Origin of the sequence: Acidovorax sp. Root402, assembly GCF_001425125.1 — a bacterium.
GTDB classification, from domain to species: Bacteria; Pseudomonadota; Gammaproteobacteria; order Burkholderiales; family Burkholderiaceae_C; genus Acidovorax; species Acidovorax delafieldii.
Genome location: NZ_LMDQ01000014.1, coordinates 592,247 through 605,536, shown reverse-complemented (window position 1 = coordinate 605,536; position 13,290 = coordinate 592,247). Strand labels below are relative to the sequence as shown.

Genomic DNA, 13,290 nt, shown 5'->3' with positions numbered 1-13,290 from the left:
GCTTTATCCCGGGCTGGCTGTAGCCGGTGCGCTCAAACCCCGAGGTACTGCTCCAGCAGGAGGGGCTGCGCATGCAGTGCGTCCGAGCTGCCGTCAAACACCACCTGGCCCTTGACCAGGATGATGTTGCGGTCGGTGATCTGCGTGACGTGCTTCCAGTTCTTGTCCACGATCACGCTGCTGATGCCGCTGTCCTTGATCAGGCTGCAGATGCGCCAGATCTCGCGTGCGATCAGCGGCGCCAGGCCCTCAGTGGCTTCATCGAGGATGAGCACGTCGGGGTTGGTCATCAGCGCGCGGCCAATGGTGAGCATTTGCTGCTCGCCACCGCTGAGCTGCTGGCCGCCGTGGCCCAGGCGCTCCTTCAGGCGCGGGAAGGTCTCCAGCACGCGCTCGTAGGTCCAGTCGCGCTGGCCGCGTGTACCGGCGCGGGCGGCCATCTGCAGGTTCTCGACCACGCTCAGGTTGCCGAAGATCCCACGGCCCTCGGGCACGTAGGCAATGCCCAGCCGGGCCACTTCGTAGGGCGGTTTGCCAGTCATGTCGCGGCCCGCCACGGCCACACTGCCTGAGCGGGGCTTGACCAGGCCCATCAGCGACTTGAGCAGGGTGCTCTTGCCCATGCCGTTGCGGCCCATGAGGCCGATGGTCTCGCCCTGGCCCACGGTGAAATCAATGCCGTGCAGGATGTGGCTGCTGCCGTAGAAGGTGTGGATGCCCTTGGCATCGATCCATGGAGTGGTCATCTCAGTGGTCCTCCCCCAGGTAGGCGGCCTGCACGGTGGCATCGGCGCGTACCTCGGGCGGTGTGCCATGCGCAATCACCTCGCCGTTGACCATCACCGTCAGGCGGTCGGCCAGCGCAAACACGGCATCCATGTCGTGCTCGACCAGCATCATGGCGTGGGCAGGCTTGAGTCGCTGCAGCAGCTCCACCATGCGTTCGGCCTCGGCCACCCCCATGCCGGCCAGAGGCTCGTCGAGCAGCAGCACTTGCGGCTCGGTGGCCAGGGTCATGGCAATTTCCAGCTGGCGCTGCTCGCCGTGGCTCATGGCACCCGCAATGGCCATGCGCCGGTCTTTGAGACCGGACAGCTCGATAGCGCTTTCAAGACGTGCGCTGGTTGCTCTGTTTTTGATAGTGTCCGAGCGGGTGTCCTGCCACCAGCGCAACGGGTTCCAGGGCTGCTGTGCATCGCGCGACTGGGCCGCCAGGCGCACGTTTTCGTGCACGGTGAGCGGCAGGAAGATGTTGGTCTTCTGGTAGCTGCGGCCCAGGCCCTGGCGCGAGATGCGTTCGGGCGCCCAGCCGGTCACATTGGTGCCGCCCAGCAGCACCTGGCCCGAGGTGGGGGGCAGGTCGCCCGAGAGCAGGTTGGTCAGGGTGGACTTGCCAGCGCCATTGGGGCCGATCACCGCATGGATCTTGCCCCGCCAAAGGTCTACCGAGACACCATTGACGGCAGCCAGGCCGCCGAAGCGTTTGGTGACTTTCTGTGCAGACAACAAGACTTCAGCCATGGTGCGATCCCTCCGAGGCCTTGGCTGCGCTCCGCTGCGCAAACATGCCCAGCAGCCCGCGAGGCGCAGCCACCACCACCAGCACGATGAAGCCTCCCATCAGAAGCTGCCAGTGTTTGCTGATGTCCTTGAACACGTGCAGCAGGTACTCGAAGGCAAACGCACCCACGATGGCGCCCGCGAAGTTACCCATGCCGCCCAGAATGACCATCATGATGGCGTGCGCGCTCATGTGAAAGCCCATGAGCTCAGGATTCACATAGCCGGTCTGCGCGCCCCACAGGTAACCCGCCAGGCCTGCCAGCGCCCCGGCGATGGTGAAGGCGGTGAGTTTGTAGCCCCGTGTGCCGAAGCCCATGGCGCGCATGCGGTGCTCGTTGATGCGGATGCCCGCCAGCGCGCGGCCCAGCGGGCTCCACAGCAGGCGGCGCAGCAGCACGTACACCAGCACCACCAGCGCCAGCGTGAAGTAGTAGAAGGTCTTGCGTCCCTCCAGATCGAACGGCAGCCAGCCGAAGAGTGACGCATCGGGCCGGAAGTTGATGTACAGCCCGTCCGATCCACCCAGCACCTTGTTGTCGAAGAACAGGTAGAAGACCATCTGCGCAAAAGCCATGGTGACCATGATGAAGTAGATGCCGTGGGTGCGCACCACAAAGAACCCGATCACCAGTGCCACCAGGCCGGACACAGCCACGGCCAGCGGCAGCGACCACCACAGGCTGACCGGCATGTCTGCAGGGGTGAGAAAGGCCAGGGCGTAGCCCGCCACGCCAAAGTACGCAGCATGGCCTAGTGATACCAGTCCGGTCACGCCCTGCAGCAGATCCAGGCTCATGGCAAAGATGGCCATGATCATCATGCGGGTGACCATCTGTACGTAAAAGTCGCTGCCCACCACAGGGAACAGCAGCAACGCAGCCAGCCCCAGTGCCAGGGCGAACTGCACGCTGCGCGGCAGCACTTCGATATTGGCGCGCGGGGTGCTCATGAGCGGCCGCCGGGCCGCCCCAAGGCAGCGAAGGCCCCCTGGGGGGGCAGCGAGGTACACGAAGTGATGAGCGTGGGGGTAATCATTGCTTAAACAGGCCTTCGGGTTTCCACAGCAGCACGGCCGCCATCAGCATATAGACCAGCATGCCCGCGGCCTGCGGCAGCAGCACCTTGCCAAACGTATCGACCAGGCCCACCAGCAGCGCCGCAATCAGCGCTCCCCGCACTGAGCCTATGCCACCAATCACCACCACCACAAAGCACATGATGAGGACCGACGAGCCCATGTTCGGGTACACGCTGGATACCGGTGCAGCCACCATGCCAGCAACCGCCGCCAGGCCCACGCCCAACGCGAAGACGATGGCATGGATGAGCTTGATGTTCACGCCCAGCGACTCGGCCATGTCGCGGTTGAAGGCGCCCGCGCGGATCTTCATGCCCAAACGCGTTTTGGAGATCAGCAGGTACAGCGCCACCGCCAGCGCGATGCACACGCCCGATATGAACAGCCGGTAGACCGGGTAGGAGAGGGTGTCGGTGAGCGGGATCGACCAGTCAAGCATTTGGGGGATGGGTACTCCGTGCACATCGTCGCCCCACAGGATGGAGCGCAGTTCTTCAAAGATGTAGATCAGCCCGAAGGTCAGCAACACCTGGTCCAGGTGGTCGCGGTGGTAGAAGTGGCGAAAGAGTAGCCATTCAAGCGCCAGCCCGAAGACCACCGACAGCAGCGCGCCACCCACGATGGCCAACGCCAGGCTGCCGAAATGCCCTGAGAGTGAATACGCGAGGTAAGCACCCAGCATGTAAAAGCTGCCGTGCGCCAGGTTCACCACGCCCATGATCCCGAAGATCAGCGTGAGCCCGGCCGCCAGCATGAACAGCAGCAGGCCGTATTGAACGCTGTTGAGCAGCTGGATCAGAAAGGTGGCGAAGTCCATGACTGTGGTGATGTTGGCGACCTGCCGATGTGGCTGGTAGCCACTGGTGAAAGGGCCTTTTTGGGGGCGATGTACCCGGGGAGTTGTTAACTGGCGCGGCCCCATGGAGGGCAGCCGAGCAAGGGCCGCCCCGCAGCGAGGGCTGCGTCCCCCTGCACGCTGCGCGCAGCGCTGCGAGAACGGGGGGAAGGCGCGTAGCGCCTCAGGGGGGTGTTATCCCATCCTGCAACCGGCGCCGCTGTCGGCCAGCGCCTTGGCGGCTACGCCGATCACCTTGTTTTCCTTGTTCTCGACGCGGCGCAGGTAGATGTCCTGCACGGGGTTGTGCGACTTGCTCATCGTCCACTTGCCGCGTGGGCTGTCGATGACTGCGCTTTCCATCGCCTTGATGACGGCCGGTTTGGCAGAAAGGTCGCCCTTGACCGCGTTGGCGCCCTGCACCAGCAGCAGGCCGGTGTCGTAGCCTTGCACGGCATACACGTCGGGTTGGCTGCGAAAGGCCTTGGCGTATTCCAAGCGGAACTGCTTGTTGCGCGGCGTGTCCAGCGAATCGCTGTAGTGCATGGTGGTGATGATGCCGTCGGCCGCGGGGCCGGCAGCGTCCAGCACGCCCTCGGTGAGGAAGCCCGAGCCGTACAGCGGAATCTTGTCCTTGAGGCCGGCCGCCGCATAGTCCTTGATGAACTTGGCCGCGCCGCCACCGGCGAAGAAGCAGGCCACGGCATCAGGCTTGAGGGCCGCGATTTCGGTCAGAAGCGCCTGGAATTCGACGTTGGGGAAGGGCAGGCCCAGCTCCTTGACGATGGTGCCGCCGGCCTTGGTGTAGCTTTCCTTGAAGCCCTCAAACGCCTCGTCACCAGCAGCGTACTTCCAGGTGATCCATACGGCCTTCTTGTGGCCCTTTTCGACCATGGCCTTGCCCAGCGCCAGGGTGGGTTGGGAGTTGCTGAACGAAGTGCGGAATACATTGGGCGCGCACAGCGCGCGGGTGGCGGCGTGCACGCCCGCGTTGGGGATGAGGTTGAGCACACCGGTGTCGCGCGCCACCTTCTGGATGCCCATCTGCACGCCCGAGTGCACAGTGCCAATCAGCACATCCACCTTGTCGCGCTGGACCAGCTTGCTGGCGTTTTCCACGCCCTTACTGGGCTCGGACTCGTCATCGACCTTGAACCATTCGATCTCGCGGCCGCCGAGCTTGCCTCCCTGCTGGTCGATGGCCAGGCGCACGCCGTTCTCGATGGCCACGCCCAGCTGGGCAAAGGTGCCGGTGTAGGGCAACATGAACCCCACGCGCACTTTGCCGCTTTGAGCACGCACGATGGAGGGCAGCAGCAGGCCCGTGGATGCTGCGCCAACGAGGGCGGCACTGCGGCTGATGACGAGGCGGCGGGTGGTCATGGGGCTTGTCTCCTTTGTTTAGGCTTAAAGTAATTTACTGCAAGCGTTCGGTGGTGAATACCTATGGGTTACCCGTACCGGTGCTGGCGTGCGGTTCCGCTTGCATGGGTCGTGGCGTCCGTGGGTTCTCTGTCTTCGCTGCTAGAGGCCCGACGGATCCAGGCGACATGGCTGCAAACGTTGATGGCTGCCGCAGCAAGTGGGTAAATTTGAAACATGAATTAAAATGCATGTATTAATTTTTTGTGCAGTATAGATCGTGTTTTTTTGATTCGGGTGGCCGATTTGAGCCTGCGTTCTAGGTAGTTTCCAGCAGGGAGGCGGCAGCGGCACCGACCGGTGCCCGGAGGTGTTCCGACGGACCGATGACCTCTCGCGCTCCTGCAGCATGGCCCTGCCTGCACAATCGTGGACTGATCATCAGACCCGTCGCATATAGCGAGATGGCCCGGCGGAGTGATAGTGCTGTTGACTGCACGGAGCCGGCCACCATCCAGTCTGCGCCGAGTTGATGCAGCTTGCGGTTGCATCCGCTTTTTTATTCTGTATGCCTCCTTCTTCCCCCTCCGACCTTTCTCCTTCTGCACCGTCCCGGCCGCCATTGACGGCGCGCCTGGCCGAATGGCTGCGGCATTTCTGGCCCGCCCCGCTGGGTATTGATGGCAAAGAGCGCCTGCGCTTTGTGGTGGGCGCGGTGATCGGTGTACTGCTCACGGCATGGCTCAGCCGCTGGTGGGCCCAGGGGAATGGCACTGGGCCGTGGATGGTGGCTTCTCTGGGCGCCAGTGCCGTACTGGTGTTTGGCATGCCCTCCAGCCCGCTGGCGCAGCCCTGGCCTGTGTTGGGTGGCAGCACCTTGTCAGCGCTGGTGGGGGCGGTCTGCTCTGCGTTGATTCCGGACAAGGCCCTGGCGGGGGCGGTGGCAGTGGGGCTGGCCATCGCGCTCATGGTGCCATTGCGTTGTCTGCATCCTCCGGGTGGGGCCATGGCGTTGTACGTGGTGTTGACCTCTGGCGATGGGTGGCACCTTGCGGCATTCCCGGTGTTGTTCAACGTCGTCCTCCTGTTGATCGCCGCCGTGGTCTACAACGGTTTGACAGGCCGTCGCTACCCGCATCCTCAGCGTGTCACGCCGCGGGTGGCAACAAGCCAGGGCGCTTTCACAGCGTCGGATGTCGATGCGGCGCTGGCCCATTACAACCAGGTGCTCGACGTGAGTCGGGCGGATTTAGAGGGGTTGTTGCACCTGGCGGGCCGTGCAGCTTTCCAGAGAACCCTGGGAGAGTTGCGCTGCGCGGACATCATGTCCAGTCCGCCTCACGCTGTGGAGGCCGGCGTGTCGCTGAAAGAGGCGTGGGCTCTGATGCGTTTGCAGCAAATCAAGGCGCTGCCGGTGGTGGATGCGCAGCGCCAGGTGATCGGTATCGTGACGGTGGCCGACTTCATGCGGCTGGCCAACCTGGACACCCATGAAGGGCTTGGGCAGCGGTTGCGCACACTGGTCATGGGGCGTGGTGGGCAACCCCAGGCAGTGGGCGAGATCATGTCCCACCCTGTCCAGGTGGCGCGCTCGGCCCAGCATGCGATGGACCTTGTGCCGCTCTTTTCGCAGGGCGGACACCATCACATTCCCATCGTGGATGATGTAGATCACCTTGTTGGCATCATCACCCAGACCGACCTCGTGCGCACCCTGGCCTCGGCGGTGCAAGGCCGATAGCGGATGGTTTTCGAGGTTCTGGCTGGGAGCGCTGCGCCCGCGCCACAGGGCAGACCGGGTGTCCCATAGGCAAAACACGGCTTGTCGCGGTACAATTGACAGGCTTTGCGCAGCGCTGACGCCTGTTCATTGAAGCCGTCTCCCGGCCCTCTGCCTGATCTGCGCCCTGGGTGCAGCGACTCCCACCGCCCGCCATGCACCGTGTGTCGAGTTTCGACAACGCTGCAGCTGCCGTGGTGAATGCAATAAAACCGCTCAGGCGCCGACCACAGAACATTTGCTTTGAAGAGATAGAGAAACACATGGCCAAAGAAGAACTCATTGAAATGCAGGGCTCCGTCACGGAAGTCTTGCCCGACTCGCGATTTCGCGTCACGCTGGACAACGGCCACCAACTGATTGCCTACACCGGCGGCAAGATGCGCAAGCACCACATCCGTATCCTGGCTGGTGACAAAGTGTCGCTGGAGATGTCGCCTTACGACCTGACCAAGGGCCGCATCACGTTCCGCCACCTCGCCGGTCGCGGTCCTGGCCCTTCCTCCAGCCGCTGATCTTTCCGTTTTCGGTCCGTGGCAGACCGAGGCGGTTTCATAGTTTTTTCTGGTTCGTCTCTTGCCACGTCGCGTTCGCGCGACCGCTCCCTCCTGCGATCTCTTCGCCCTGCTACTTTCTAAAAAAAGTCAAAAAAGCAGGCGATGAGCCAAAAACAGGGGAATTGGCGGGTTAGAATACGAGCTGTCGGAGCGTAGCGCAGCCTGGTAGCGCATCTGCTTTGGGAGCAGAGGGTCGCGAGTTCGAATCCCGCCGCTCCGACCAATGTTTGAAGGCCTTGCAGCAAATGCTGCAAGGCCTTTTTTCTTGCCCCGCCTGGTGCCTTTCAACGCAGAGGCGATCGGGGTCTCGGGGGCGAGCGGAAATGGGCTATTCACCGCCTTCGTTTCCAGTAGGCTCGCGGAATCTACGTACCATTGTGGCCATCGCCGGTTGGCTCCCATTCGCACCGCCCCTGCCGTTTACCGCGCACGGTGCTTGCTGGTATCTCCATGACCTTCTCTGTGCTCTCTAAAGCCGCTGCCGTACCGTTGCCCCAGTCCGAAGCGCTTGCCCTGCCTGCAGTGCAGCGATACGACGCGGTCGATGCTCTGAGGGGAGTCGCCATGGTGTGGATGACGGTGTTCCACTTCTGTTTTGATCTGAGCCACTTCGGCTTGTGGTCACAGAACTTTCGTGTGGATCCGTTCTGGACCACGCAGCGCACCTTCATCGTGAGTCTTTTCCTGTTTTGCGCGGGACTGGGCCAGGCCATTGCGTTGCATCAGGGGCAGGGCTGGCACCGGTTTGGGCGCCGCTGGGTGCAGATCGCCGGGTGTGCGCTGCTGGTGTCCGCGGGGTCGTTTGTGATGTTTCCGGCCAGCTTCATCTATTTCGGTGTGCTGCATGGCATGGCGGTGATGTTGCTCATTGCGCGCTGTACGGCAGGGTGGGGGCGCTGGCTGTGGCTGGCCGGACTGGTGGCGGTGGCCTTGCCGTGGGCTGCGCAGCAGCTTCTGGCGGGGGTATGGGCCGATGCCGCACCCTGGTTCAATGGGCGAGCCCTGAATTGGCTGGGGTTGGTGTCCCGCAAACCGTTCACGGAAGACTATGTGCCCGTGTTGCCATGGTTGGGTGTGCTCTGGTGGGGGCTCGCTGCAGGTCAATGGGCCATGCGCGCGCGCAGGGGCTGGTTGCAATGGCCGCTACCCGTGGTGGTGCGGCCTCTGGCGACACTGGGGCGATGGAGCCTGAGCTATTACATGCTCCACCAACCGGTGATGATCGGCCTGCTGATGGCTGTGGTGTGGCTGATGGGGCGGACCTGAGCCTCGTCGAACTGTCTGGCCTTGCTAAACAGGCCGAGCCATAAAAAAACGCGACCGAGGTCGCGTTTTTTGTGGCCATGACGGCTGGGGGGCCGAGTGGCTTATTCCACCTTGGCCTTGGCGCGCAGGTCTTCCTGGAACTTGGCCAGCTTTTGCTGCTGCAGTTGCTGCGCCACTTGGGGCTTGACTTCTTCGAGCTTGGGCAGCTCTGCCTGGCGCACATCGTCCAGGCGGATGATGTGCCAGCCAAACTGGCTCTTCACGGGCGTCTCTGTCATCTTGCCCTTTTCGAGCTTGACCAGCGCTTCGGTGAACTCGCTCACGTAGCTCGATGGGTTGGCCCAGTCGAGGTCGCCGCCCTTGGCGCCGGAGCCTGGGTCCTTGGATTGCTTCTTGGCGATGTCTTCAAACTTGGCGCCCTTCTTGATGGACGCGATGATGGCCTTGGCGTCGGCTTCCTTTTCCACCAGGATGTGGCGGGCCTTGTATTCCTTGCCGCTGTTGGCTGCCACGAACTTGTCGTATTCGGCCTGGATTTCAGCGTCGGTGACGGGGTTCGTCTTCTGGAAGTCGGCGAACAGTTCGCGAATCAGGATGGCCTGGCGTGCCAGGTCCAGCTGGGCCTTGTAGTCTGCCGAGGTTTCCAGGCCGCGCTTTTGAGCTTCCTGCATGAAGATTTCACGGGCAATGACTTCTTCCTTGATCTGGCCTTCGATGTCGGGCGTCACGGGGCGGCCCGAGCGTTCGACCTGCTGCTTGAGCGCTTCGACGCGCTCCTTGGGAACTGCCTTGCCGTTAACAATGGCGACATTCTGGGCGGAAACGGGCAGGGCCAACGTGCCCAGCACGGCAGCGGCAACGAGGCCGGACAGGAGCTGTTTCTTCATGCGGAATCCAAAAAATGAGGGGTTGTTTGCCGACTGAAATCCGGCAGATGTTGACTTGAGGCCGGCTCAGAGAACTTCAATGGCGAGGGCGTGAACGCCTTGGTCAATAAATTCTTGCAGCGCATCATACACAAGGCGGTGTTGGGCCACGCGGGAGCGTCCTGTAAAGAAAGGTGACGAAATTCGCACCCGAAAATGGGTGCCGAATCCCGTGCCGTTGGCGCCCGCATGGCCTGCGTGGGCGGCGCTTTCGTCCAGCACCTCCAGGTGGCTGGGTGTGAGGCGCTCTGCCAGTGTCTGGTGCATCTGGTCTGCGATGGAGTTCATGGGCTTCACACTCGTTCAGGTGGTGGGCTCGTCGCCCTTGAGGTGGGGCGCAATGTAGATACCCTGCGCCACCAGGAAGACCAGCGGAAACGCATAGCCCCACAGCTTGAAGTCCACCCAGGCTTCGGTGCTGAAGTTCATCACCACGTACGCGTTGATGGCGGACATGAAGGCGCAATAGATGATCCAGGCCACGTTCAGCCGCTGCCAGACGGCGTCGGGCAAGTCCAGCTGGCTGCCCAGCAGCATCTTGAGGAAATTCTTTTTGAGCGCCCAGAGCGCCACCGCCAGGGCCACCGACATAGCGCCATAGAGCACTGTGGGTTTCCATTTGATGAACCGGTCGTCCTGCAGGACCAGCGTGAGCGTGCCAAACAGCAGGATCAGCACCAGGGTGACCTTGTGCATGGTCTGCAGGCGCCGGTCGATGGCGTAGATGATGGCCATCTGCAAGGCCGTGGCCGCCATGAGCACGGCGGTGCCTACGTAGATGCCGTAGAACTTGTAGGCCCCGAAGAACAGCAGGATGGGGAAAAAGTCGATCAGAATTTTCATGGAGTCAGCAAGGAGTCCCGGGCTTCAGCGGTCGCCGGACTCGAAGTCCAGCGAGGCCGAGTTCATGCAATACCGCAGCCCGGTGGGCGCTGGGCCATCTTCAAACACATGGCCCAGGTGCGCCCCGCATTGTGCACACACCGTTTCGGTGCGGACCATGCCATGGCTGCGGTCCACGATTTCGGTGATGGCGCCGGGGATGGCTTCGGAAAAGCTGGGCCAGCCGCAGCCCGCGTCAAACTTGGTGACCGAGTCGAACAGCTTGGCGCCGCAGCAGACGCAGTGGTAGCTGCCGTCGGCCCAGTGGGCTTCGTACTTGCCGGTGAAGGGGCGCTCGGTGGCGGCATGGCGCGTGACCTGGAAGGCCACGGGTTCTGCACCTTTTTCGCGCAGCACGGCTTGCCATTCGGCGTCAGTCTTCTGGATGGGATGGGTCATGATGAACAGCTGATCTCGATGGAAGACGCCCAGTCGGGCGGGAAGGCGGCGTAGGCGTCATGCCCCGGGTGCTCGTCAAACGGGCGCTCCAGCAGCCGCTGCAGGGTTTGGAGTTCACCGAAGTCGCCAAGTTTCGCCGCACGAATGGCCTGTTCGCCCAGGTGGTTGCGCAGCACGAACTTGGGATTGGTTTTGAGCATCAAATCGGCTTGATGCGCTACATCCATATGCCTTGAGTGCTCTGAATATAGTAGCAGCCATTGGTCCAGGCCAGCACGGTCCGCAAACAGGTCGCGCACGGGCTCCATGTCTTGGGTGCCCACGGCCTGCGACAGGCGGCGCCAGAAGATGGGGTAGTCCACCCGGTTCTGGGCCAGCAGCAGCAAGATGCCGTCGATGAGAGCGCCATCGCCGTCGCTGGCCTCCCGCAGCCCCAGCTTGGCGCGCATGCGGGCCATGAAGGCCTCGGGGAAAACCGTCTTGTAAGACTCCAGGGCCTGCTTGGCCAGTTCCTGGTCGCCGATCAGGGGCAGCAGCGCCTGTGCCAGGCAAAACAGGTTCCAGTACGCCACATTGGGCTGGCGGTTGTAGGCGTAACGGCCTTGCGAGTCGCTGTGGTTGCACACGTGGCCGGGCACAAACGCGTCGAGAAACTGAAACGGCCCGTAGTCAATCGTCAGGCCCAGGATGCTCATGTTGTCGGTGTTCATCACGCCATGGCAAAAGCCGACCGCCTGCCACTGCGCCATGAGGCGTGCGGTGCGCTCGCTCACGGCCTGCAGCAGGGCGGCGTACGGGTTGCCTGCCAGGTCGGTGCTGTCCCGGCATTCGGGGTAGTAGCGGTCAATGACGTAGTCGGCCAGCGTTTGCAGCGCGGCCTCCTGGCCGTTGGCAGCAAAGTGCTCGAAATGACCAAAACGCAAAAAGCTGCGTGCCACGCGGGTGACGACGGCAGCGGTCTCGATTTCTTCGCGGCGGACGTGCGCGGGCGAGCCGGTGATGCACAGCGCGCGCGATGTCGGCACACCCAGTCCGTGCATGGCTTCGCTGCACAAAAACTCGCGGATGCTGGAGCGCAACACCGCACGGCCATCGCCCATGCGAGAGTAGGGCGTGCGGCCTGCACCCTTGAGCTGGACTTCCCACCCCGTAGCCGTCTCCCCGAGCATGATGGCGCGCCCATCGCCCAGCTGACCGGCCCAGACGCCAAACTGGTGTCCGCTGTACACGCTGGCCAGGGGGCGCGAGCCTGCCAGCAGGCGGTTGCCGGTGAAGGCCTGCAGGGCCTCATCGCTGCGCAAGGCGGCTTCATCCAGCCCGAGCAGTTGCGCCACGGCGGGGCTGGTGCCTACCCAATGGGGCGTGGGCAGAGGGGTGGGGCGCAGTTCGGTGAAAAAGTCGGTGCCCAGCGCGGCAAAGCGGTGGTCCCAGGCGAGGCCGAGGTCGGTGTGGGCGTCGCTGTCGGCAGTCAGGGTCATGGGCTGGATTGTCTCGCAGGCCGGATGCCCCGGCGCCCACAGGGCCATGGCAGGGCGGGGATAGCCTGCACCGCGACCGCTACAACAACGCTGCCGCCGTCAGGCAGGCCGGGCCTGACGCAGGCTGCAGCAGCTGCTGGCGGTATTGGCCTGGGGGCATGCCAAACCAGCGCTTGCAGGCCCGAAACAGGTTGCTCTGGTCGCTGAAACCCAGCTGGTCCGCCACCTCGGCCAGGCTGCGGCGCGGGTCGGCCAGGTATTGGCGTGCCAGCTCGCTGCGGGTGTCGTCCAGAAGTTGCTGAAAACTCACCGACTCTGCCTGCAGCCGGCGCTGCAAGGTGCGATCGGTGAGGTGCAGGCGCGCAGCCACGTCCTCGCGGCGGGGTTCGCCGAGGTGCAGCATGCGCGATATCTCGGTGCGCACCTTGGCGCTGACCAGCGACTGGCCCAACGGGCCCAGTTGTCCCAGCTCGGCCTCCACCAGTTGTTCGTGCAGCGCCCACAGGTTCGGGTTGTGGGTGGGAATGGGTTGCAGCAGGTCAGCTTCGGCCATCAGAAAGCGGTTCACCGGCTGGCCAAAGCGGGGGGGTACGCCGAATGCCGCGCGATGCCGCGTGTCGTCGGCCGGCGCTGGGGTGACCAGCTCCACGGCCAGGGGCGTGAGGTCGCGCCGGGTGAGCCAATCGCACAGCGTCAGCAGGGTCAGCACCGCAAACTCCACCCGCTGTCGCGGTATGGGGCGCGAGGCGCCGATGTGGTTGAGCACCATCCAGTAACCTCGTGGGTCTCGCTCCATCGAGAACGTGGTGGCGTCCGAGATCAGCGCCATGTGCCGGTCCAGGTGCCTGAAGCCTTCGAGAAGGTTGGGCCCCGAGGCCAGTGCGTGGCCGACCAGATCCAGCTTGCCGTAGCGCGCGGCCAGCTGGCGGTCCAGGCCCAGCCCCGGGCGGTCGTAGTGCTGGGCTGCGGCCTCCCACAAGCGGCTGACGCGGTCCACATCCACGCGGGTGTGGGGGTGCTGCAGGCTCTCCAGGTCGATGTCGGCCTGCGCGCACAGGGCTTGCACCGGCAGTCCTTCGGCTGCAAACAGCTCCGCAATGCCGCGCACCCAGGCGGCAGAGCTGGTGCGCTGCGGCAGTGGGTTCATGGGCAAGCCCCTGTCTC

The 13,290-nt window shown here is 63.5% G+C and carries 14 protein-coding genes and 1 tRNA gene; 4 read left to right on the top strand and 11 right to left on the bottom strand.

Features of this window, described 5'->3' with window-relative positions:
* Positions 1–32 precede the first annotated feature (32 nt).
* The 5 genes from ASC83_RS13925 to ASC83_RS13905 all read right to left on the bottom strand — a co-directional run bounded on the left by ASC83_RS13925 (position 33) and on the right by ASC83_RS13905 (position 4,859).
* The gene (locus ASC83_RS13925) at positions 33–746 is read right to left on the bottom strand and encodes an ABC transporter ATP-binding protein (RefSeq protein WP_056063569.1); all 714 of its coding nucleotides are present in this window, start codon (positions 744–746) and stop codon (positions 33–35) included.
* A gap of 1 nt (position 747) precedes the next feature.
* Positions 748–1,521, bottom strand: coding sequence for an ABC transporter ATP-binding protein (locus tag ASC83_RS13920; protein WP_056063566.1), 774 nt, complete (start codon positions 1,519–1,521; stop codon positions 748–750).
* Positions 1,514–2,512, bottom strand: a complete 999-nt coding sequence (locus tag ASC83_RS13915; protein ID WP_056063564.1) for a branched-chain amino acid ABC transporter permease — start codon at positions 2,510–2,512, stop codon at positions 1,514–1,516. Before ASC83_RS13915 ends, ASC83_RS13920 begins: the two co-directional genes overlap by 8 nt.
* Before the next feature lie 82 nt (positions 2,513–2,594).
* Positions 2,595–3,458: a branched-chain amino acid ABC transporter permease gene (locus ASC83_RS13910; RefSeq protein ID WP_056063561.1), complete on the bottom strand. Its 864-nt coding sequence runs from the start codon at positions 3,456–3,458 to the stop codon at positions 2,595–2,597.
* Positions 3,459–3,671: 213 nt separating this feature from the next.
* Complete coding sequence (locus ASC83_RS13905) at positions 3,672–4,859, bottom strand: ABC transporter substrate-binding protein (protein ID WP_015014404.1); 1,188 nt, start codon at positions 4,857–4,859, stop codon at positions 3,672–3,674.
* 547 nt (positions 4,860–5,406) lie between these two features.
* Here ASC83_RS13905 and ASC83_RS13900 point away from each other — a divergent pair.
* From ASC83_RS13900 to ASC83_RS13885, 4 genes are all read left to right on the top strand, one after another.
* Positions 5,407–6,579, top strand: coding sequence for an HPP family protein (locus ASC83_RS13900; RefSeq protein ID WP_056063557.1), 1,173 nt, complete (start codon positions 5,407–5,409; stop codon positions 6,577–6,579).
* Positions 6,580–6,881: 302 nt separating this feature from the next.
* Complete coding sequence (gene infA / locus ASC83_RS13895) at positions 6,882–7,133, top strand: translation initiation factor IF-1 (RefSeq protein WP_015014402.1); 252 nt, start codon at positions 6,882–6,884, stop codon at positions 7,131–7,133.
* 188 nt (positions 7,134–7,321) lie between these two features.
* Positions 7,322–7,398 (top strand) — tRNA-Pro (locus ASC83_RS13890).
* A 227-nt stretch (positions 7,399–7,625) separates the two neighbouring features.
* Positions 7,626–8,441, top strand: a complete 816-nt coding sequence (locus ASC83_RS13885; RefSeq protein ID WP_255356916.1) for a heparan-alpha-glucosaminide N-acetyltransferase — start codon at positions 7,626–7,628, stop codon at positions 8,439–8,441.
* 101 nt (positions 8,442–8,542) lie between these two features.
* Here ASC83_RS13885 and ASC83_RS13880 read toward each other — a convergent pair whose 3' ends face one another.
* From ASC83_RS13880 to ASC83_RS13855, 6 genes are all read right to left on the bottom strand, one after another.
* Entirely contained in the window at positions 8,543–9,328 is a 786-nt protein-coding gene (locus ASC83_RS13880) for a peptidylprolyl isomerase (protein ID WP_056063551.1), read from the bottom strand.
* Positions 9,329–9,394: 66 nt separating this feature from the next.
* Positions 9,395–9,655 (bottom strand): BolA family transcriptional regulator, encoded by a 261-nt coding sequence (locus ASC83_RS13875; protein WP_056063548.1) that lies wholly within the window; start codon positions 9,653–9,655, stop codon positions 9,395–9,397.
* A 15-nt stretch (positions 9,656–9,670) separates the two neighbouring features.
* Positions 9,671–10,210, bottom strand: coding sequence for a septation protein A (locus ASC83_RS13870; RefSeq protein WP_056063543.1), 540 nt, complete (start codon positions 10,208–10,210; stop codon positions 9,671–9,673).
* A gap of 24 nt (positions 10,211–10,234) precedes the next feature.
* On the bottom strand, positions 10,235–10,648 hold the full coding sequence (msrB, locus tag ASC83_RS13865; RefSeq protein ID WP_056063540.1) for a peptide-methionine (R)-S-oxide reductase MsrB: 414 nt from the start codon (positions 10,646–10,648) through the stop codon (positions 10,235–10,237).
* Positions 10,645–12,126 carry a YdiU family protein gene (locus ASC83_RS13860; RefSeq protein ID WP_056063538.1) on the bottom strand — a complete coding sequence of 494 codons (1,482 nt, stop codon included), beginning with the start codon at positions 12,124–12,126 and terminating at the stop codon, positions 10,645–10,647. Before ASC83_RS13860 ends, msrB begins: the two co-directional genes overlap by 4 nt.
* 79 nt (positions 12,127–12,205) lie before the next feature.
* Positions 12,206–13,273 carry an AraC family transcriptional regulator gene (locus tag ASC83_RS13855; protein WP_056063535.1) on the bottom strand — a complete coding sequence of 356 codons (1,068 nt, stop codon included), beginning with the start codon at positions 13,271–13,273 and terminating at the stop codon, positions 12,206–12,208.
* Positions 13,274–13,290: the final 17 nt, after the last annotated feature.